Source organism: Halomonas sp. BL6 (assembly GCF_006228115.1).
Classification (GTDB): Bacteria; Pseudomonadota; Gammaproteobacteria; order Pseudomonadales; family Halomonadaceae; genus Vreelandella; species Vreelandella piezotolerans.
Genome location: NZ_VDGL01000011.1, coordinates 1 through 19,979, shown reverse-complemented (window position 1 = coordinate 19,979; position 19,979 = coordinate 1). Strand labels below are relative to the sequence as shown.

Sequence of the window (19,979 nt, the reverse complement as noted above, 5' to 3'; positions counted from 1 at the left end):
GCTTTTTTATGTATCGAAACACTGTGCGAGTGGCTAGATGCGCATTGCATCTCTATCTGTTTCCTATAAGTTAACTTTAATAAGGATTGAAAGATCTTCCGTTCACCACGAGAGGATGCGTATGCCGGGTTGTCGAACGATCACAATGGCGGGTTTAGTGGCCGCTTGGTGTATGGGTGTCACCTTTTCTGCACAGGCGGATAGCTGCCCCGACTGGCCTGCTGAGCGGCTGGCGCTGGAAACCCAGGCGCTAGCCGAACACATCGAGGTCTGGGACCGCGCTTACCATGATGGCGGCGAATCGCTGATTGCTGATGAGCTGTACGATCAGGCGCTAGCACGCCTGGCAAGTTGGCAAGCCTGCCAGGGTGATACGACACCCCACCGGCCGCTTACCCGAGTGACCCGTAGCGATGGCACCCGCATGCATCCGGCCGTTCAAACCGGGCTCAATAAAGTCGACGACGAAGGCGTTCGACGCTTTACCAGCCGCCGTGACGATCTGTGGATTCAACCCAAGGTAGATGGTGTGGCGGTGACGCTGCGTTATCGGAATGGGGAGCTAGTAGAAGCCGTCAGTCGAGGAGACGGCGAGCGTGGGCAGGATTGGACGACGCGCGTTCAGCAGTTGCCCGGTGTGCCCGACTCGCTTCCTGACGCTGTCTCTGCAGTGCTGCAAGGCGAGCTCTATTGGCAGTTGGATAACCACGTACAGGCGCGCCAGCCGGATTCAGGCGCTCGTGGCGCCGTGGCCGGCGCCATGGCACAGCGCGAACCGAGCCAAGAGACGCTGAGTCGCATTGGTTTATTCGTGTGGGACTGGCCGGATGGCCCGACACAGATGACCGAACGGCTGGCGCAACTGACGGCGCTGGGGTTCGATACGGCCGACTACACCCATCCGATCAGCGGGCGAGAGGCGGCCGCCGAGTGGCGTGAGCGGTGGTTCAACGGCCCGCTGCCGTTTGCTACCGACGGCGTGGTGTTGAAGCAAGCAGAGCGCCCCGGCCTGCGGCGCTGGTCGTCATCACCCCCTGAGTGGGCGGTGGCCTGGAAGTATCCTGCCCAGCAGGTGCTGGCCCAGGTCCGCGGGGTCGAGTTCCGCGTGGGGCGCACCGGGCGCGTAACGCCGCTGTTGTGGCTCTATCCGGTTACCTTGGAAGGACGACGCATCAGCCGCGTGTCGTTGGGCTCGCTGGAACGCTGGGAAGCGTGGGACGTGCGCCCAGGCGACCAGGTGGCGGTGACGCTGGCAGGTCTGACGATTCCCCAGGTAGCCAGCGTGGTGTGGCACACGCGCGAAAGAGCCGCGCTTAGCGCTCCGCCGCCCGAGCGCTATCATCTATTGAGCTGTTTTACACTAACGTCAGAATGCAGCGCCCAGCTGCTGGCGCGATTAACCTACCTTGGCGAACAGCTGGGCATGCGAGGGGTCGGCGAAGGCACGTGGCAGGCGCTAATGGATGCCGGGGTGGTCACGGAATTACTAGGTTGGCTAGCGCTGACGCCAGAGCAACTGCAGCAGGCCCACGGTATTGGCGCGACCACCGCCGACTCGCTGGCGGCACAGTTCGATGCAGCGCGACAAGCGCCCTATGCTGCTTGGCTGTCGGCGCTGGGCATGCCGCCTGGGGGCGACGCACGACTGGGTGATTGGTACACCCTAGCGAGTTACTCTCGAGCGGATTGGCAAGCCGTTCCCAGCGTAGGCCCGGTACGCGGCGAAGCGCTCGTCGCTTTCTTCCACCATCCAGACGTAGCGCGCATGGCCCGCCAGCTACAGCAGGCTGGCGTCGACGGGTTCTAACCCAGGCCAGTGAGCCGCAGCATCAGGCCCAAATAGAGAGGGATCAGCAGCGGTGCCAGCAGTGTGGTGGTGAGCACTGCCAGCGCGCCTTTCTGTGGCTGAATGCCCAACTCCATGGCCACCACGACAACGTTCGAGGCCATGGGCACCACGCCCAGTAGCAGCAGCGCCATCGCCAGCTCCGGGGCGAGCGGCGTGAACTGCTGGAGTATCAGCACCGCCCCCAGCATCGCCAGCGGCCAGAGTACATAGCGCAGCCCCACGCAGGTGGCGACAAAGCGCGTATCCCACGCGGCGAGCGTGACTTGGCTCAACGTCATACCGATGATCATCATACCCAGCAGCGTATAAGTGGCTGGAAAGACCGCTAATGAACTCATCAGCGACGCCGGAAGGGTGGCGTTGAGCGCGTTTAGTAGCAGTGCCGTTAAAAAGGCATACACCAGCGGCAGGCGGGCAATTTTGGCGAGGCTCTGGCGCACCGAGAAGTGGCCGCGGGCACTTAAGTAAAACCCCACCGTAAACTCGTATAAATTGATGCCTAGCATACAAAACAGGTACAGCGTCACACCCTCGGGGGGCAGCAAGATCAGCGCCACCGGCAGGCCGAAGTAGCCGGTGTTGCCGGTGCCGGAGGAGAACGCCAGCAGCGCTCCCTCTTGGGGGCCAAAGCGGTGCTGTGTTGCCCAGCGTACGGCCAGCGCCATACTACTGACTAACAGGAACATCGCGAAGGTCAGCACCAAATACTCAGCGGTGGGGCCCCCGTTCATGAGTGCACGAAATATCGTGAGCGGTGCAATCAAGTAGACCAATAGGGTGGCGATGGGGCGCGGGTCTATTTGCAACCGTTGAGCGGCAATAAAGCCTAGTCCCACATACCCCAACAGCATGAGCAACGGGCCCATTAAAGCACTGGGTGCTAAGTCCATTTCTCCTCCTTGATAGACGCGGTAGAGCTAACATGAGCCGAATTGAAGGTCGACCGTGGAATCTTTCATTAGCCGCTGCGCGGTGAAGCAGCGAGAATACCTCAAATAATGATCACGTTACCGTCCTGCGAGGATAAACCATGAGCAGCCAAGAGCATCCGCTAGGTATTAGCTTCGAATTCTTTCCGCCCAACACCGATGCTGGCCGGGAGAAGCTAATTCATGTACGCGATGAGTTGGCCGCACGTCATCCGCGTTTCTTCTCGGTGACCTACGGTGCAGGGGGCTCCACCCAGGCGCGCACTAGAGATATCGTCCGGACCGTCAGCCAAAGCGGCATTACCACGGCTCCGCATCTTTCCTGTATTGGCAGCGAGAAAGCCCAGCTTCGTGATTTGCTTGCCAAGTACCGCGAAGAAGGGGTCGATAGTCTCGTAGCGCTGCGCGGTGACATGCCCTCTGGTATGGGCAGTATCGGCGAGCTGCGCTACGCCAACGAGCTAGTGGAATTCATTCGTGAGGAAACGGGGGATCACTTCGATATCGCCGTCGCAGCCTATCCGGAATCTCATCCACAGGCGCCTAACCTCGACAAGGATGTGGAAAACTTCGCGCGTAAAATGAAGGCGGGCGCCAATATGGCGATCACCCAGTACTTCTTTACCGCCGATGCTTACTTCCACTTCGTCGATAAAGCGCGGGCGCTGGGCGTCGAGCAGCCGATCATTCCCGGCATCATGCCGATTACTAATTACACCAAGTTGGCGCGCTTCTCCGACGCTTGCGGTGCCGAAATCCCTCGCTGGATCCGTAAGCAGTTGGAAGCCTATGGCGATGACAGCGATGCGATTGCCGCCTTCGGCACCGATGTGGTGACGCGCCTGTGCGAACGCCTGCTTGACGGCGGTGCGCCAGGCCTACACTTCTACACGCTTAACCAGGCAGCCCCGGTATTGAAGGTGATGGATAACCTGAGTTAACACTGTCGTCTGTTAGTCATGCCGGTCTGCATCCTTGATGCAGGCCGGCTTTTTTTATGGGTCTCTAACAAATTTTTAGCGCTTTGTGGCGATCGGCAAGCGCCGTATGATGCCTGCTCGATTCGCGCATAGAGAAGGAGCACCACACGATGTGGTTGATCACTGCCGTGTTCGCATTTACCTACCTGGGCATGGCAGTGGGCCGATTACCCGGCCTGCAGGTCGACCGCTCTTGGATGGCCCTCGCGGCGGCATGTGTGTTGCTGATAACCGGCACCGTCCGGTTGGAAGAGATTGCCAGCCATATCGATATTGGCGCGCTGGTGCTGCTGATGGCATTGATGTTGGTCTCGGCGCAGTTTGGTTTTTCAGGAGTGTATCATCGGCTATCGGAGTGGATGGCTCGGCATGCCGCCCAGCCGACCAAGCTGCTCCTGGGGGTGGTGCTGTTGGGCGGAGGGCTATCGGCGCTGTTGGTCAATGATATCGTCGCCTTCGCGCTGACGCCGCTGCTATGCCAGGCGCTGCTGGCTCGAGGGCTGGACCCTCGGCCGTTCCTGCTGGCCCTGGCGATGTCCTGCAATGCAGGCTCGGCGGCGAGCCTAATTGGCAACCCGCAAAATATTCTGATTGGTCAGGCGGGCGACTTAGCGTTTTGGGATTACAGCCTGCAAGCCGCCGTCCCTGCGCTGGTCGCGCTGATGGCTACCTACAGCGTCATCTGGCTCGTCTGGCGGCGGCGCTGGTGGCTCAGTGGCCCCGCTTCGGCGCCATTGGCAACGGCGCCTATGACAGAAAGCCTTCGCTATAAGCCGCTGTTGGCTGCCGTTGCCTTGTTGGTACTGTTCTCGACGCCGCTCCCCCGCGAGTGGTCGGCGCTGGCCGTGGCCCTGGTGCTGATGATGTCGCGCCGGGTGGCCAGCCACCGTTATACCCAAGCCGTCGATTGGAACCTGCTACTGCTGTTCGTGGGCCTCTTCATCGTTACGGGGAGCGTGGCATCGCTGCCCGAGGCCAGCGCGGTGGTGAATCGTCTGTTAGGCGAAGACGGGCTGCCTAGCGGTGCGTGGAGTATGACGGGCATCGCGTTGATGGCCAGTAACGTGATTGGCAACGTGCCCTTTGTAGTGCTGCTGTTGGGGCTGTTTCCTGGGTTGCCGGAGTCCACCCTCGTCATGTTGGCGGTGATGTCGACCTTGGCGGGGAACCTGCTGCTGATCGGCAGCGTGGTGAACTTGATCGTGGCAGAGGGCGCGAAACGCCATGGGGTTCATCTAGGATTCGTGGCGTTTACTAAAGTTGGCGTGCCGGTAACGTTGCTATCGATGCTGGCGGCGGCGCTTTGGTTCACGCTGCGCTGACCGGCATTGCGCAGCGAGGTACGCTACGCTGGAGAAAAAACAGCCGGAACCCAAGGGTTCCGGCTGTTGCTCGAGGAGGAGTCGTTATTGCTTAGGTTGCGTTGGCAATCTTGCCTTTGCCACCGTGCTGCTTGCGCTGCATGACAAATAGCACTGTACCAATGGCGAGGCCTGCAATATCGGTATAGATACCGCCGTAGATCAAGAAAAGTGCGCCCACCAGCATGACCACACGCTGGATGACGTTCACCGGGCCGAAGAACCACTTCTGCACCATGCCTGAGAGCAGCACGATACCCAGCGTAGCGGTGAGGCCAACGCGCAGGATTTGCATGGCAGAGCCTTCCATCAGCATCGCCGGGCTGTAGAAGAACATGAACGGCACGATAAATGCGGCCAAGCCAATCTTGAACGACGCCACCGACGTGCCCATGGGGTTGTCCCCAGAGATACCCGCCGCCGCGTAAGAGGCCAGCGCCACCGGCGGCGTAATGGCCGAGACCACGGCGAAGTAGAACACGAAGAAGTGAGCAATCAGCGGCTCGATGCCGATGTTGATCAACCCCGGTGCCACGACCGAGGCCGCCACCGCGTAAGCCGCCGTGGTCGGCATGCCCATGCCTAGCAGAATGCTGATCAGCATGGCGAAGAACAGCGCCAGCAGCTGGCTAACGCCCGCCAAGCCCAGCAGCAGAGAAGAGAAGCGCGCACCCACACCGGTCAGCGAGATGACGCCAACGATCAAACCCGCGCAGGCACACACGGCAATGATCTGAATCGACATGGTGCCCGCTAGCTGCAGCGCTCTCAAAATGGCGCGCAGGCCCATCTTGTTGGGCGAAATCCAGCTCACCACGGCCGCAGAGGCGGTGGCCAGCGTACCTGCACGAATCACCGAGTAGCCCATGAATAGCGCTACGATCAAAATGATGATCGGCGCGAACAGATAGACCTGTTTTACCAGCTTGGAGAACAGCGGAATCTCGTCTTTGCGCATGCCGCGCATGCCTTTACGGGCGGCTTCGAAATCCACCATGAAGTAGATCGAGGCAAAGTAGAGAATGGCCGGGATGACAGCGGCAATGGCGATTTCGGTATAAGGGATACCGGTCACTTCCGCCATGATGAACGCACCTGCGCCCATGATGGGCGGCATGATCTGACCACCGGTAGACGCGGCGGCCTCGATGGCCCCTGCACTACGTGCGGGGTAGCCCACTTTTTTCATGAGCGGAATGGTTAGAGAACCCGTGGAGACCACGTTACCGGCCGACGTGCCGTTGATCATGCCCATCAAGCCAGAGGCAAAGATGGCGACTTTCGCCGGGCCGCCGCGGGCACGGCCTGCCGCGGCAAAGGCGAAGTTGACGAAGTAATCACCTACTTTGGAGGCCTGTAGGAAGGCGGCAAAAATGATGAAGAGAATGATATAGGTAGAAGAGACCGCCGTGGTCGGGCCGAGAATGCCCGCATCGGTGTAGACCTGGCTAAAGAAACGCTGAATCGACAGCCCCGGGTAGCCTAGGAAACCCGGCAGATAGGGGCCAGCAAACACGTAGGTCAGGAAGACGGCGGAAATGACGACCAGCGCCAAGCCAGCGACGCGGCGGGTCAGTTCGAGAATCAGTAGCGAACCTGCAATGGCCGCCCACGAAATGCCGGGAGGCGCAAACGAGGTGCCGGTAGACATCCGCATGGTGGTGTTGAACGCCATCAGCAGGTAGCCTGCGCTGGCCAGTGCACACACCATGAGCACGAGGTCAGCGGCGTTGAAGCGGTGGCGCTCCTGACGATAGAACCAGGAGAGTACGATCGCGACGGCGGTAGTCGCCATCAGTGGGTAGCCAAAGTGCAGCGTCTCGATGGTCGGGTCGATGCGCATGGCACCGCCGTTAATGGTCTGCTGCATCAAGAAGACCTGCACCAGAGCGTAAACCGCAGGCACCAGCAGCGCGTAGCTCACCCATTTCAACCAAGCAGGTGACGCTTGCTGCGCATCTTCGGCAAAGCGGGCACCGGCAAACAGGCCGTAACCCAAAATCAACGCACCGGCGATGTGAACGATGCGAAACGACCAGGTCTCCATGGGATACACGTTGAGTGAAAACAGGTGGAAACCCGAGTAGGCAATCGCCAGTGCTGCAAATAGTAGGAACTGCCAGCCGACGAATAGGCGGCGGTTGGGCTCAACGACTTCCTCATCGACGCCATCGGCAATCGATTCGGGCGTTGATGAACCAGCTAGGGCGTCATCCTTGAGGCCGTTGGGGTCTTGGTCGGTATTGTGACTCATCAGAGGTCACCCTCACAGCAAAAGCAGAGAAAGGGGCAGTAGCGAACGCTGCCCCGCCCGACAGGGTCGGTGACGGGGCAGCGCGATGGTGCGGCGTACTTACTTGATCATATCGTCAGAGATGTCGTAACCGTTCTCTTCGTACCAGCGTGCTGCACCCGGGTGGAAGGGCAGTACGTTGTTATGAACGATGTTCTCCGGGATGCTGGTTTCAGCGCTGCGGTGTACGTCACGCATCCGATCGTTGTTTTCCATGGTCGCCTTGGTGACTTCGTAGATGAAGTCTTCCGGCAGGTCACAACCGGCAATGGCGAAGTTCCACATGGAGACGGCGCGCGCATCTTCTTCCAGTGTGGTGTAGGTGCTGGCCGGAATGGTGAATTCAGCAACCGGATAGTTTTCCAGCACGGTGGCCAGCTCTTCTTCGGTAAATTCGATGATGTTCACGTCGGTTTGTACTTCTAACTGGCTAACCGCCGGAATCGGGATACCTGCAGCAAACGCGACGACGTCCAGCAAGCCGTCCTGAAGCTGACCGCCCAGATCCGACCAGCCGCCGTTACGGCGCTCGAAGTTGACGCCCAGTGTTTCCAGCATGGCTGGGAAGTAGGTGTCAGACGTCGATGCCGCCGGGCCGAAGCCGATGCGCGCACCGTCAGGAATCTCAGAGATGGAAGTAATGCCAGAGCTCGAGAGCGCTGCGATGGAGAACGGAGTCTCGTACATCGGGAACAGCGCGCACACGTTGTCCATTACTAGGCCTGGGGCCAGCGGGCTTTCGCCTTTCATGGCATCGGAAGCCGGTCCCATGGTGGTTAGGCCGAACGCCATATCGCCGCTATGTACTAGCGCCAGGTTTTGGGTAGGGCCACCAGTCACTTCGCCGCCGCCTGAAACACCGAGCTCATCGGCGATGAAGTTTGCCCAGCCAGAGCCGTAAACGAAGTAGGTGCCGCCTTGACTGGCCGTACCCACCGTGAAGTTGGTTGGCCACTCGGAGCGGTCCGCGTGGGCAGTACCGGCGGCGAGTAGCGCGCCACCAGCGAGCAGGGCAATCGTTTTGGGCATCGTATTGCGCATGGCGAGTTTTCCTAAGCTGTTATTGGGATTATCGTCTGGCGCGTGTGGGACACCGCCAGTGCTTCATCATTAAGCAGCTTATACAGAGCGATACTCGTGCCATGTACGTATTTTTATTTTTAAATCAATAGATTGAGAAAATGGTCTTCAACTTTGGTTGAAATGCAAAACGCGGTAAGTGTCTGGCTTTTCGCACGGGGTAAGCGGGGTGATGTGCGGAATTCCGCACACCTTGAGTGGGCAGCGCCTTAGTCGCTACCCGGGGTTGGTCGATGGGTCGGCGAGGGCGTTACTTCTTTTTGCCAGGATCCAGAATACGCACAGGCTGCACGTCCTGGACTTTTTGCTCATCGCGCACTTGATTCACACGAGTGGTGAGTTCAGGGGCTGCGTCGTCCTCAATGGGCAACTGTTCGAAAAAATCGCAGCTGACGCACTCCCGGTAGCGAATACCGTTTTGCTCCCAAGCGCGAATACGGTCCATGGCGGCGCAGCGTGGGCAAGTCACCCCCGCGATAAAACGTTTAACACTCGACATCGGTTTGGCTCCCAAGGTGCGACGGCTGAGCCGCCGCACCGTATCGAAACGGTCGGTTTAGGCCGCGCGGATACCGCTATGGCGTAGCAGCGGCTCGACGCTGGGTTCACGGCCCCGGAAAGCACGGAATAGCTCGGCGGCATCCCGAGCGCCGCCTTGCTCAAGAATTTCCTCGCGGAAGCGCTGGCCAGTGGTGGGATCAAAGATACCCGCCTCTTCAAAGGCACTCCAGGCATCGGCAGAGAGGACCTCCGCCCACTTATAGCTGTAGTAGCCAGCGGCGTAGCCGCCTGCAAAGATGTGGCTGAAGCTATTTTGGAAGCGGTTGAAGTCGACCACCGGTACGACGGAGGTTTGGCGACGCACGTCGTCGAGCAGCGCTTGTACATCGCTAGCCGAAGGTGCTTCCAGCTCATGGTGGAGGCGCAGGTCGAACAGTGAAAACTCGATCTGTCGCACCATGCCCATGGCAGACTGGAAGTTTTTGGCCGCTTGCAGACGCTCGAACAGAACGTCTGGCAGCGGTTCGCCGGTGTCTACGTGTTTGGCTAGCAGGTCGAGGCCTTCTCGCTCCCAGCAGTAGTTCTCCATGAACTGGCTGGGCAGTTCTACCGCATCCCAGGCGACGCCATTGATGCCTGAGACGTCGGCCACCTCCTGCTTGGTCAGCATGTGATGCAGGCCATGGCCGAATTCGTGGAACAGCGTGGTCACTTCGTCATGGGTGAGGAGCGCAGGTTTGCCGCCCACCGGCGCGGTGAAGTTGCAGGTCAAAAAGGCCACGGGGAGCTGCACGCCGTTATCGGTTTTGCGGCGTACCCGGCAGTCGGCCATCCACGCGCCGCCACGTTTCCCTTCACGGGCGTAGAGATCTAGATAGAAACCGGCAATCGGCTTGCCGTGCTCGCTGATGCGGTAAAAGCGGACATCGTCGTGGTAGCTCGGGGCGCTGTCATCCGCTTCGATATGCACGTTATAAAGACGCTCGACGACCTGGAACAAGCCATCGACGACCCGTGGCGCGGGGAAGTAGGGACGCAGCTGCTCTTGGGAGATAGCGTAACGCGCTTCGCGAAGCTTTTCACTGACGTAGGCGACATCCCAGGGTTTGAGCGTCTCGATGCCGAGCTCGTCGCGGGCGTAAGCGCTGAGCTCGGCAAACTCCTCTTGCGCTTGAGGCTTGGCGCGACGGGCGAGATCTTCCAGAAAGTCCAACACCTGCGTGGGGGAGTCCGCCATTTTGGTGGTCAGCGAGTAGTCGGCGTAGGTCGCGAAGCCCAGCAGCTGCGCCAACTCCTGACGCAGGGCTAGAATCTCTTCCAAAATGGGCGCGTTGTCGAACTTACCCGCGTTGGGACCCTGGTCGGAGGCTCGGGTCACGAAGGCGGTATACACCTCCTCGCGCAGTTCACGGCTGTCGGCGTAGCTGACGATGGGGAAGAAACTCGGGAAATCCAGCGTAATACGGTAGCCCTCCACGCCTTTGGCATCTGCCAGGGCTTTGAGGGTTTCCAGGGCGCTCTCAGGAACGCCAGCCAACGACGCACGATCCTGAATGTCTTTGTGCCACGCCTGAGTGGCATCCAGCACGTTGTTGGAGAACTGATTAGACAGCGTCGAGAGGCGGGATTGAATCTCGCCGTAGCGAACCTTCTTATCCGCAGGGAGATCGACCCCGGCCAGGCGAAAATCGCGCAGGGCGTTATCCACCGTACGCTGTTGGGCGGCCGTCAGCGTTGACCAACTCTCGCTCTCTTTTAGCGCCTGCCAGCCTTTGAACAGCCCTTCGTGCTGGCCAACCCAGGTGCCAAACGCAGAGAGTTTTTCCAGACAGGCTTGGTACGCGTCGCGCAGCTCTGGCGTGTTCATGGTGCCGTTGAGGTGCGATACCGGCGACCAGGCTTGGGAAAGACGGTCATTCACGCCTTCCAGTGGGGCGGCAAAATTCTCCCATGTGGGTGGCGTCGTAGCGGCCTGTTGGGCGAGTCGATCAATCGCCTCGCGGCTTTCATCGAGCAGCGTTTCTACGGCGGGCACTACGTGGTTGGCACGAATGTCGGCGAAAGGGGGAAGCTCGTGACTCTCTAGCAACGGGTTGCGGGACATAAGTACCTCGGCAGTCATCAAGTGAAGGTGCACACAATGCATGCACTGATGATGACACAGTGCGGGCAGTAGGGCGCTGTTTCAATGCTCGGCCCGCTGCAAGCGTTTGGCCTGGGGGCGGGTGCCTGCTAGTCTTGCCGCCTTTCCATATCCTTAATTTGCAAGTGTCACCAAACAATGCCACCCATGGCAGGAGCAAGTAATGAGTGAAACGCTAGAGCGCTGGGGGTCGAAGCGGGCCTTTATCTTGGCGGTAACAGGTGCTGCGGTTGGGCTGGGTAATATTTGGCGCTTCCCCTATGTGGCGGGAGAGAACGGCGGCGCTGCTTTTTTGCTGATTTATGTGGCGTTCGTGTTGCTACTTGGGATTCCCGTGATGATGGCGGAAATTCTCATCGGGCGTGCCGGGCGGCGCGGGCCGATGCAGGCGCTCGGCGTGTTGGCATCCGAAGCCGGGGCGTCACGGTACTGGCGTTGGCTGGGGCTGTTTGGTGCGTTCACCGTGTTCTGTATTTTGTCGTTTTATTCGGTGGTGTCCGGCTGGTCGATCGAGTTTCTGGTCGCCTCGGTGAACGGCAATTTCCACGGCGCCAGCGCTGCCGAGATCGGCGCGGGGTTCGAAGCCTTTCTAGCGAATCCAGGGCTGCTGATCTTCAATCACTCGCTGTTTCTGTTCATGACCATGACGGTGGTGGCCGCGGGCGTCGCCAAGGGACTCGAGCGTCTCAACAACCTGCTGATGCCGCTGCTTTACGGCTTGCTGCTGCTATTGGCCGTTTACGCCACTACCACCACAGGTTTTGGCACGGCGCTGTCCTGGCTCTTTCTACCCTCCTTTACCGACGTGACGCCCGCGGTTGTATTGCACGCCATGGGTCACGCGTTCTTTACCCTGGCTGTCGGGGCCTGCGCGTTGATGGCATACGGTGCTTATATGCCCGATGAGCAGAGCCTGCCCAAAGCGGCTTTCGCTGTGGCAGTGCTGGATATCAGTGTGGCGCTGTTGGCGGGCATCGCGATTTTCTCGGTGGTGTTTGCGCAAAGCATGGACCCTGCCGATGGCCCAGGACTGATGTTCGTGACGCTGCCGATCGCGTTTTCCGAGCTGCCGTGGGGCTCGCTCTGGCTCAGCGTTTTTTTCTTACTGCTGCTGCTCGCCACGTGGACCTCGGCGATCAACTTGGCCGAGCCAATGGTGGCAACGCTGCAAGGGCTGGGTTGGCGACGCAGTGTTTCCACCGCCGTGGTGGCCATCAGCGTTTGGCTTCTCGGCCTGCTGTCGGCGTTTTCATTTTCCACGCTGGCCGAGTTCCGGCCACTGCTTGGCCGTAACGTGTTCGAGCTAGTGAGCAGTATTCCGCCTGACATCTTTCTACCCTTGGGCGGTTTGCTGATTGCCACCTTTGCCGCCTGGGTGATGCCGCAAGCGCTGGTCGTGAAAGCGCTGGGCGTGGGCGATGGTGGTTATGTCCTGTGGCGCACTATCGTCCGCTGGGTATCGATTCCACTGACGTTTATCGTTCTACTGGGTGGGTTGTTATAGTTCCCTCATCATGTGTCGTTACGAAACGCGAAATGCTTCAGAGGAGTGTGCCATGAGCAGTGCCTTAAGGACCTATCAAGGCGTCTCGCCGCAGTTGGGTGAGCGTGTCTATATCGACCCCGCTAGCGTGGTGATCGGCAATGTCACGCTAGGCGACGACTGTTCTGTATGGCCGATGACCGTGATTCGTGGCGATATGCACCGTATCACCATTGGCGCGCGGACCAGCGTTCAGGATGGCAGCGTGCTGCACATCACCCATGCGAGCGACTTCAATCCGGAGGGTTTTCCGCTGACCATTGGTGACGACGTGACCATCGGCCATAAAGCCATTCTGCATGGCTGCACGCTGGGTAACCGTATCCTGGTGGGAATGGGGGCAATCGTCATGGATGGGGCCGTCGTCGAAGATGAGGTCATCATAGCCGCTGGCGCCGTGGTGACACCCGGGAAACGGCTGGAGAGCGGCTTCGTTTATGCAGGCAACCCGGCAAAAGCGCTGCGCCCGCTGAAAGAGAAAGAGCGCGCCTTCTTTCCTTACACGGCGGGTAATTATGTCAAGTTAAAAGACCGGTTTCTCAGTGATACCGACAGCGGACGCTAAGCGCTTGCCTAACCACTCTTTTTTCTAAAATAGCCATGTTGCGCTCTCTAAAAATCTGGTAATTTATCCAGTTTTCTAGGGTGCCGCGACATGGCTAATTTTCGCACGCATATTACGGTAGCAGCAGCGGGCGGCACGCTAATGGCTTACGTTGGCTGGCAAGCCCAGTGGTGGGGAGCGCCTCAAGCACTGCTGGTCATTGCGCTGGTGGCGTTTGGCGGGATCCTGCCTGACATCGACGCCGACCGCTCTCGCTCTATACGACTGATTTTCAATCTATTATCCGTTCCTTCGCTGGTGTTGGGCGTGCTGCTGCTCCAGCCCTGGCTGACGCCTGGGTTGCTGCTGGTGGCCTGCGGGGGCATCTATTTTTCGGTGCGCTATTTAGCGGCGGTGCTATTTTCGCGCCTGACCGTGCATCGTGGTATCTGGCACTCGCTGATGGCGGCAGGGCTCTGTGCGCTGGCCGCCGCCGCTATCAGTTACCACGTATTGGCGCAGCCTGCCTGGCTGGCGTGGTCCCATGGAGCGGCGGTGTTGTTGGGTTTTATCATCCACTTGGGCCTGGACGAGCTGTTTAGTGTCGATTTGGAAGGTGCACGGCTCAAGCGCTCGTTCGGGACAGCGCTGAAGCTGGGGGATAGCCGCCGTCCGCTATCCAACCTATTGATGCTGATCGCCCTGTTGGTGCTGATGCCTTGGGTACCCCCCTGGAGCGTGCTGCTGGAGTTATTTCATCAAGGCTCGCTGCTGTGGCGATAGTCATCGGCGCTGAGGCCATGTTTCTTTAGCTTGTCGTAAAACGTTTTACGCGGAATCCCTAAATGACGACACACATCGGTCACTCGGCCATGATGACGTGCCAGGGATTGGCTGATCAGACTTTTTTCGAACAACTCTACTTGGCGTGGCAGCGTGGGTTCTTGCGTATCTGCGGTGACCCCCTCGAGCAAGACATCCAGACGGTAGTCGAACGCCGCGCCTAACAGCACGTAACGCTCTGCTAAATTGCGCAGCTCGCGAACGTTGCCAGGCCAATCGTGGGCCAACAGGGCCGCAACCGCATGGCTATCCAGGGTAGGCGCTTCCAAACCGCTGCGGTTGGCGGCGACGACGGCAAAGTGCTGGAACAGCAGGGGAATATCTTCGCGCCGCTCACGCAGAGCGGGAAGGGGCAGCGTGACCACGTTGAGTCGGTAGTAGAGGTCTTCACGAAAGCGCCCTTCCTCCGCGGCCATTTTTAGATCCACTTTGGTGGCAGCGATCACACGAATATCGAGCGGCACTGCTTCGTTGGCGCCGAGGCGCTCCACGCTACGCTCTTGCAATACGCGCAGCAGTTTCACCTGCAGCGCCAGCGGCATCGATTCGATCTCATCCAAAAAGACCGTGCCACCGTTGGCATGCTCGAATTTGCCAATGCGCCGCTCCACTGCGCCAGTAAATGCCCCTTTCTCATGACCAAACAGTTCGGATTCGATCGTGTTTTCTGGCACCGCGCCGCAGTTGATGGCCATAAAGGGGCTGTTACGCCGGGCGCTACGCTCATGAATCGCCCGAGCAACCAGGTCTTTGCCGGTGCCGGTCTCGCCAAACAACAGCACGTCGGCCTCCACTTGGCTGATGCGCTGAATCATCGCGGCGAGACGTGAGATCACTGGCGTTCTCCCGACCAGACGTGGCCCTAGTGCGGCTTGCTGCACCTCTAGCTCGGCTTTCAAACGCAGGTTTTCGAGGCTGAGCTGGCGCTTTTCGATGCCACGCCTCACCACATCCAGCAGCTGGTCGCCTGCGAAAGGCTTTTCCAGGAAGTCCCAAGCGCCTGCCCGCATTGCCTCCACGGCGGTGGAGATATCGCCGTGGCCGGTAATCAGAATGATCGGCAGCGTGGCGTCGCGGCTATGCAGTTCATGCAACAGGGACATGCCGTCCATGCCTGGCATTCGAATATCGCTGACGATGACGCCGGGGAAATTGGCTGGCAGTGCGGCCAGTGCCTGCTCGGCCGACTCGAAGCAGTGGGGCGTATAACCGGCGAGTTCTAAGGTTTGACTGGCGGTGATACGAAGATGCGGCTCGTCGTCGATCACCATGACCGGCAGTGTCGACGGCTCATGCATGGGAAGGGTTCTCCTCTTCATGGCGGGAGGCGGAAGGCGCTGGCGAACGTGGCAGAGTTACCGTAAAGCAGGCGCCGCCATCGACAAGATTGCGGGCCTGTAGCTTGCCTCCCAGGTCCTCCATAATACGCGAGGAGATCGAGAGTCCTAGCCCTAGTCCGCTGCCCGGCGCTTTGGTGGTAAAAAAGGGCTCGAAAATATGGCCTAGATGATCCGTCGCAATGCCTGGGCCATTATCTGCCACGCTGATGACGATGTGCGCGTCGTCTATTTGGGCACTCAGCGTCAGAACAGGTGCCTCGGCCTCCTTCATTGCCTGAACCGCGTTGCCAATCAGGTTCACGAGTACCTGCTCAAGGCGCACTAAGTCGCCCTCTACCCAGAGGGTCTCTTCGGGCCACTGATGAACCACGTGGATAGCGTCATCGCGCAGGCGACTATGAAACAGGCGCAGGGCGTACTCGATGCATGCTTGAACCGAAATCGTTTCTTGACGATCGCTGCTTTTGCGAGAGAATTGGCGCAGTTGGGCGCTAATGTCGGCCATGCGTTCAGTGAGTTCGACGATATGCGCCAAGTTGGCGTCAGCGCGCTCGATGCGTGCCAGCTCGATAAAGCGCCGGGCGTTTTCGGCGTAGGCGCGAATGGCGGCGAGGGGTTGGTTGAGCTCATGGTTGATGCCCGCCGCCAGTTGACCTAGCACGGCGAGCTTGGCGGCTTGGATCAGTTCATCCTGGGTTTGACGCAAGTTGGCCTCTGCTCGCCGCCGCTCTTCGATTTCATCCGAAAGACGCTGATTACTGGCGACCAGATCCCGGGTGCGACGCTCGACGCTGACTTCAAGCTCATCGCGCACCCGGGCCAACGTTTGACGCTCTCGCTCGGCAAACGCTTCACGCTCTCGACGTAACCTTAGGCGCTGCCAGCCAATGCCGCCTGCCAGGGCGATAACGCTATAGAGCCCCCCTGCCATAAAAGCGGCAATCCACTGAGCATTGATGACCGGCGTCAGCGGTTTGAGAATATGCATTTGCCAGCCAAACTCAGGAATTGGCCGGGTGAGGCTTAAATAGCGACCCCCGCTCAGTGGGCCATGCGCGAAGCTCACCAAATAGCTGCCGGGCGCGTAAGGAGTATCCAGCTGAATGCCGGAGGGCGATAGCGGCTCCATGGCGTAACGGCGAGTAGCGCGCAGTGCGTTGCGCTGGACGTCGCTCAATGGGTAGAGGGCATTCATGCGCAGTTCGGGGTGGCTGGCCATGAAGATGATGTTGTCGCTATCGGTGACGAACAGTTCGGCGTCCTGCTCGGCCCAACTCTCCTCGACGTCATCGAGCAGCACTTTTACCACGATCACACCATCGGGCTTGGCATCGGGAGAGGTGTCGTCCAGCCACACCGGAGAGGAAAAGTAGTAGCCGCGCTCTAACGACTGGATCCCTAGCCCAAAAAAGCGTCCCTGGCCACCCGCGATGGCATCGGAGTAGTAGCTGCGAAACGCGTAGTTCTGACCAATGAACGTGTTGGGGCGATGCCAGTTGCTAGCCGCGATGGTGTCGGCATCGCGATCAAGCAGGTAAACGTCCGAGACGCCTGAAGTGAAACGAAAACGATCCAGCAGCAGGTTGAGTGGCATGGGGTCCTGGCTTTCGGGGGAGTCCAAGAAGCGTTGGATGCCTTCCCGCGTGGCCAGCATTTGTGGCAGGTAGTCGTAGCGCAGCAGATAGCCGTTCAAGTTGGCTGCAGAAAGGCGCAGCTCGTTTTCGGCATCATCTTGAAGATTCGAGAGTGCCTGCTCACGAGCGAGCTGGGACGCTTGCCACATACATAGCAGTAGCCCTAGGGGAATGACGATCAGCCATAGCAGCCGCCAGCGCCGCGCGGTAGGACTGACATGACTGTTCATGCCGGGCTGCTGGTGCCCTGGGCACGGCGTAACGCGCGCTGGGCGCGAGTCTCGGCTCTGGCCATCTCCAGCAAGCCCTCCTCTACGTACACCAAGTGTTCATGGGCGCGGGCGCGGGCGTCTTCGGCACGGCCTTCTAAGATGGCGTCCAGTAAAGCACGGTGCTGTTTCATGAGTTGCGTGCGCGAGTCGGGCTTGGCAAACAGATGGGCCAGATTATCCACGATGCTCTGCTCGAGCAGGTGGAAAATGCCGCGGATGGTGTGCAGCAGCAGCACGTTGTGCGCTGCTTCCGCAATGGCAAGATGAAACGCGGCGTCTAGTTTGGCTTCCTGCGCAGGATCGGCACCGACGAAGCCACCGTCCAGCTCCTCGAAGCGCTGAATGAGCACGGCTTTGTCGGCAGGCGTGGAGCGAAGGGCCGCATAATAGGCGGAAATGCCCTCCATGGCGTCACGAAATTCCAGCAGGTCCAAATGGAATTCGTTATGGCGCGAGAGCATTTCCAGCAGCGGATCAGTGTAACCACTATTCAGCGTTTCATTGACGAAGGTGCCGCCTCCCTGGCGGCTGATGAGCAGGCCGCGAGCCGCTAGCTTCTGAATGGCTTCGCGCAGCGAAGGGCGCGATACGCCGAAACGCTCGGCAAGCTCCCTTTCTGGCGGTAAACGTTGGCCGGGCTTGAGGCTGCCTTCCAAGATCATGGCTTCCAGGCGTTCCGTTATCACGTCGGCAAGGCGCTGTTGACGGAGCGGAGGGTAGGTCATTGGTGGGGCTCCCTTAATTGGTAAGACCAATAGTAAGGTGTTTTAGAGCGCTACTCAAGCAGCGAATACCCACCGTGTTAGCGACTGCGAGTAAACTAAAGTATAAAGTTGGTTTGCACGTCAGAAGGGATCTTCGTTTGACATACCACCAGCTTGTCATTAACGTTATTGATCATTATTTGTCAATTGGTATTACCAATATTGGCTTGATGACAGGCGTGTCGCTGTTTGCGGTCGGTCGGAGTGTAACGCCATCATCAGCGAATTCGCGCCTACTTTTAATGGCTACTTACAATAACGTCTTTCGTGCATAGGGCCCGTCATGATCATCTCTGCTTCTACGGACTATCGGCAGGCTGCCAAGCGCCGCCTTCCCCCCTTCCTCTTTCACTATGCCGATGGTGGGTCGTATGCCGAGCATACATTGCGGCGAAATGTCGACGATCTGCGTGACGTCGCGCTACGCCAGCGTGTGCTCAAAGACATGTCGTCGCTGTCACTGGAAACCGAGCTGCTGGGTGAGAAGCTAGCGATGCCGCTGGCGCTGGCGCCCGTCGGGTTGGCGGGTATGTATGCTCGACGGGGAGAAGTCCAGGCGGCGCGTGCCGCGACCAAGAAAGGGATTCCTTTTACACTCTCTACCGTATCGGTTTGCCCCATCGCAGAAGTGGCCGCTGCCGTCGATCGCCCCATTTGGTTCCAGCTCTACGTGCTAAAAGACCGGGGCTTCATGAAACATGTTCTTGAGCGCGCCAAGGCGGCAGGTGTGAAAACGCTGATTTTTACCGTCGATATGCCGGTGCCCGGCGCGCGCTACCGCGATGCGCACTCCGGCATGAGCGGCAAGCACGGTCCGACACGACGTATACTTCAAGCAGCGCTGCATCCTCTATGGGCTTGGGATGTCGGTGTCAAAGGTCGGCCCCATGATCTGGGCAACGTGTCCGACTACCGGGGTAAGCCCACCGAGCTGGAGGATTATATCGCTTGGCTGGGGAATAACTTCGATCCGGCGATTTCCTGGAAGGACTTAGAGTGGATTCGGGAGTTTTGGGACGGTCCGATGATCATCAAGGGGATTCTGGATCCGGAAGATGCGCGGGATGCCGTGCGCTTTGGTGCCGATGGGATCGTGGTGTCCAATCACGGCGGCCGGCAGTTAGATGGCGTGCCTTCAACCGCGCGTGCGCTCCCTGCCATTGCGGATGCGGTGAAAGGTGATCTGGCGATTTTGGCCGATTCTGGCGTGCGCAGTGGTCTCGATGTCGTGCGCATGATTGCCATGGGGGCGGACACTGCGCTCATTGGTCGTGCCTTCATCTATGCACTGGCAACGGCAGGCGAGGCCGGAGTTGCTCACCTGCTCGATCTGTTCGAGAAAGAGATGAAGGTAGCCATGACCCTGACAGGGGCTCGTACGATTGCCGATTTGAGTTCTGAGTCGCTAGTAGCTGGGGCGATGGGCGCGATGACTCCTCCAGCCTAAGGAGGACAGCATTTCAGCTTGGCAGAAAGATGTTGGAGTTTTTTTACAAAACCCTCTTGCCAACCCGGCATCGAATCCGTAAAGTACGCATCCGCTGCCGGGGACGCCCAGCGTTACCAGCGGTGATGAGGATGAAAAACCTCTTGTTTGTCAGGAAGTTAGAGTTCTGTGGTAGGTTGGTCAGATCGCTCGCTTCGCCCGCTGAAAACAGCGGTTGACAAACGCCACGGAATGCGTAGAATACGCCTTCCTCGCTGAGGCAGCACGGGTCAGGTCATCGAGCCCGCCGCAGCGACATTAAGAAAGTTGCTCTTTAACAATTTGATCAGGTAATTCATGTGGGCGCTTGCCGATGAGGGTGACAAATCACCCATTATCAAGGCAAGCGACTCGTCAAACAGGCTTCGGCCTAATGAATGAATTCGTTTGACCCTTGAGCCAAGTTTGGTTCGCTTC

At 59.0% G+C, this 19,979-nt stretch carries 16 protein-coding genes; 7 read left to right on the top strand and 9 right to left on the bottom strand.

The genetic code is table 11. The features are described 5' to 3' along the window. Window positions 1-145 precede the first annotated feature (145 nt). Window positions 146-1,807: an NAD-dependent DNA ligase LigB gene (gene ligB, locus FHJ80_RS17205; protein ID WP_231125672.1), complete on the top strand. Its 1,662-nt coding sequence runs from the start codon at window positions 146-148 to the stop codon at window positions 1,805-1,807. Here the strand turns inward: ligB and FHJ80_RS17200 are convergent. After that, complete coding sequence (locus tag FHJ80_RS17200; RefSeq protein ID WP_139528564.1) at window positions 1,804-2,739, bottom strand: AEC family transporter; 936 nt, start codon at window positions 2,737-2,739, stop codon at window positions 1,804-1,806. The two genes, ligB and FHJ80_RS17200, sit on opposite strands and share 4 nt — an antisense overlap. Window positions 2,740-2,879: 140 nt before the next feature. Between FHJ80_RS17200 and metF the strand changes: the two genes are divergently transcribed. Next, window positions 2,880-3,719, top strand: coding sequence for a methylenetetrahydrofolate reductase [NAD(P)H] (metF, locus tag FHJ80_RS17195; RefSeq protein WP_139528563.1), 840 nt, complete (start codon window positions 2,880-2,882; stop codon window positions 3,717-3,719). Between the two features lie 149 nt (window positions 3,720-3,868). After that, window positions 3,869-5,080 carry an SLC13 family permease gene (locus tag FHJ80_RS17190; protein ID WP_139528562.1) on the top strand — a complete coding sequence of 404 codons (1,212 nt, stop codon included), beginning with the start codon at window positions 3,869-3,871 and terminating at the stop codon, window positions 5,078-5,080. A gap of 91 nt (window positions 5,081-5,171) precedes the next feature. On the opposite strand, the gene FHJ80_RS17185 is transcribed toward FHJ80_RS17190, so the two are convergent. The 4 genes from FHJ80_RS17185 to prlC all read right to left on the bottom strand — a co-directional run bounded on the left by FHJ80_RS17185 (window position 5,172) and on the right by prlC (window position 11,097). Continuing rightward, the gene (locus tag FHJ80_RS17185) at window positions 5,172-7,373 is read right to left on the bottom strand and encodes a TRAP transporter fused permease subunit (protein ID WP_139528561.1); all 2,202 of its coding nucleotides are present in this window, start codon (window positions 7,371-7,373) and stop codon (window positions 5,172-5,174) included. A gap of 99 nt (window positions 7,374-7,472) precedes the next feature. Next, on the bottom strand, window positions 7,473-8,453 hold the full coding sequence (locus tag FHJ80_RS17180; RefSeq protein ID WP_139528560.1) for a TAXI family TRAP transporter solute-binding subunit: 981 nt from the start codon (window positions 8,451-8,453) through the stop codon (window positions 7,473-7,475). 289 nt (window positions 8,454-8,742) lie between these two features. Further along, complete coding sequence (locus tag FHJ80_RS17175) at window positions 8,743-8,991, bottom strand: YheV family putative zinc ribbon protein (protein ID WP_139528559.1); 249 nt, start codon at window positions 8,989-8,991, stop codon at window positions 8,743-8,745. 57 nt (window positions 8,992-9,048) lie between these two features. Further along, window positions 9,049-11,097 (bottom strand): oligopeptidase A, encoded by a 2,049-nt coding sequence (gene prlC / locus FHJ80_RS17170; protein WP_139528558.1) that lies wholly within the window; start codon window positions 11,095-11,097, stop codon window positions 9,049-9,051. Between the two features lie 202 nt (window positions 11,098-11,299). On the opposite strand from prlC, the gene FHJ80_RS17165 reads away from it, so the two are divergent. The 3 genes from FHJ80_RS17165 (at window position 11,300) to FHJ80_RS17155 (ending at window position 14,006) form a co-directional block, all read left to right on the top strand. Further along, a complete protein-coding gene (locus FHJ80_RS17165) occupies window positions 11,300-12,640 on the top strand; it encodes a sodium-dependent transporter (protein ID WP_139528557.1) in 1,341 nt (446 codons plus the stop codon). 52 nt (window positions 12,641-12,692) lie between these two features. Then, window positions 12,693-13,244: a gamma carbonic anhydrase family protein gene (locus tag FHJ80_RS17160; RefSeq protein ID WP_139528556.1), complete on the top strand. Its 552-nt coding sequence runs from the start codon at window positions 12,693-12,695 to the stop codon at window positions 13,242-13,244. Window positions 13,245-13,334: 90 nt separating this feature from the next. Next, a complete protein-coding gene (locus tag FHJ80_RS17155) occupies window positions 13,335-14,006 on the top strand; it encodes a metal-dependent hydrolase (RefSeq protein WP_139528555.1) in 672 nt (223 codons plus the stop codon). Here the strand turns inward: FHJ80_RS17155 and FHJ80_RS17150 are convergent. The 3 genes from FHJ80_RS17150 to FHJ80_RS17140 are packed head-to-tail and all read right to left on the bottom strand — an operon-like array spanning window position 13,982 to window position 18,037. Further along, on the bottom strand, window positions 13,982-15,364 hold the full coding sequence (locus tag FHJ80_RS17150) for a sigma-54 dependent transcriptional regulator (protein ID WP_139528554.1): 1,383 nt from the start codon (window positions 15,362-15,364) through the stop codon (window positions 13,982-13,984). The two genes, FHJ80_RS17155 and FHJ80_RS17150, sit on opposite strands and share 25 nt — an antisense overlap. Beyond that, complete coding sequence (locus FHJ80_RS17145) at window positions 15,357-17,270, bottom strand: ATP-binding protein (RefSeq protein ID WP_139528553.1); 1,914 nt, start codon at window positions 17,268-17,270, stop codon at window positions 15,357-15,359. Before FHJ80_RS17145 ends, FHJ80_RS17150 begins: the two co-directional genes overlap by 8 nt. Continuing rightward, on the bottom strand, window positions 17,267-18,037 hold the full coding sequence (locus tag FHJ80_RS17140) for a GntR family transcriptional regulator (RefSeq protein WP_139528552.1): 771 nt from the start codon (window positions 18,035-18,037) through the stop codon (window positions 17,267-17,269). The genes FHJ80_RS17145 and FHJ80_RS17140 overlap by 4 nt, the downstream gene beginning before the upstream one ends. Before the next feature lie 322 nt (window positions 18,038-18,359). On the opposite strand from FHJ80_RS17140, the gene lldD reads away from it, so the two are divergent. Further along, the gene (gene lldD, locus FHJ80_RS17135; protein ID WP_139528551.1) at window positions 18,360-19,523 is read left to right on the top strand and encodes an FMN-dependent L-lactate dehydrogenase LldD; all 1,164 of its coding nucleotides are present in this window, start codon (window positions 18,360-18,362) and stop codon (window positions 19,521-19,523) included. A gap of 269 nt (window positions 19,524-19,792) precedes the next feature. Here lldD and FHJ80_RS17380 read toward each other — a convergent pair. Further along, window positions 19,793-19,979 (bottom strand): hypothetical protein (locus tag FHJ80_RS17380; protein WP_218013996.1); only part of this gene is annotated, 187 nt, incomplete at its 5' end.

Excerpts from the sequence above, each read along its gene's own strand:
- ligB (WP_231125672.1), top strand. The coding sequence starts at position 146 with ATGGCGGGTTTAGTGGCCGCTTGGTGTATGGGTGTCACCTTTTCTGCA.
- FHJ80_RS17200 (WP_139528564.1), bottom strand. The coding sequence starts at position 2,739 with ATGGACTTAGCACCCAGTGCTTTAATGGGCCCGTTGCTCATGCTGTTG.
- metF (WP_139528563.1), top strand. The coding sequence starts at position 2,880 with ATGAGCAGCCAAGAGCATCCGCTAGGTATTAGCTTCGAATTCTTTCCG.
- FHJ80_RS17190 (WP_139528562.1), top strand. The coding sequence starts at position 3,869 with ATGTGGTTGATCACTGCCGTGTTCGCATTTACCTACCTGGGCATGGCA.
- FHJ80_RS17185 (WP_139528561.1), bottom strand. The coding sequence starts at position 7,373 with ATGAGTCACAATACCGACCAAGACCCCAACGGCCTCAAGGATGACGCC.
- FHJ80_RS17180 (WP_139528560.1), bottom strand. The coding sequence starts at position 8,453 with ATGCGCAATACGATGCCCAAAACGATTGCCCTGCTCGCTGGTGGCGCG.
- FHJ80_RS17175 (WP_139528559.1), bottom strand. The coding sequence starts at position 8,991 with ATGTCGAGTGTTAAACGTTTTATCGCGGGGGTGACTTGCCCACGCTGC.
- prlC (WP_139528558.1), bottom strand. The coding sequence starts at position 11,097 with ATGTCCCGCAACCCGTTGCTAGAGAGTCACGAGCTTCCCCCTTTCGCC.
- FHJ80_RS17165 (WP_139528557.1), top strand. The coding sequence starts at position 11,300 with ATGAGTGAAACGCTAGAGCGCTGGGGGTCGAAGCGGGCCTTTATCTTG.
- FHJ80_RS17160 (WP_139528556.1), top strand. The coding sequence starts at position 12,693 with ATGAGCAGTGCCTTAAGGACCTATCAAGGCGTCTCGCCGCAGTTGGGT.
- FHJ80_RS17155 (WP_139528555.1), top strand. The coding sequence starts at position 13,335 with ATGGCTAATTTTCGCACGCATATTACGGTAGCAGCAGCGGGCGGCACG.
- FHJ80_RS17150 (WP_139528554.1), bottom strand. The coding sequence starts at position 15,364 with ATGCATGAGCCGTCGACACTGCCGGTCATGGTGATCGACGACGAGCCG.
- FHJ80_RS17145 (WP_139528553.1), bottom strand. The coding sequence starts at position 17,270 with ATGAACAGTCATGTCAGTCCTACCGCGCGGCGCTGGCGGCTGCTATGG.
- FHJ80_RS17140 (WP_139528552.1), bottom strand. The coding sequence starts at position 18,037 with ATGACCTACCCTCCGCTCCGTCAACAGCGCCTTGCCGACGTGATAACG.
- lldD (WP_139528551.1), top strand. The coding sequence starts at position 18,360 with ATGATCATCTCTGCTTCTACGGACTATCGGCAGGCTGCCAAGCGCCGC.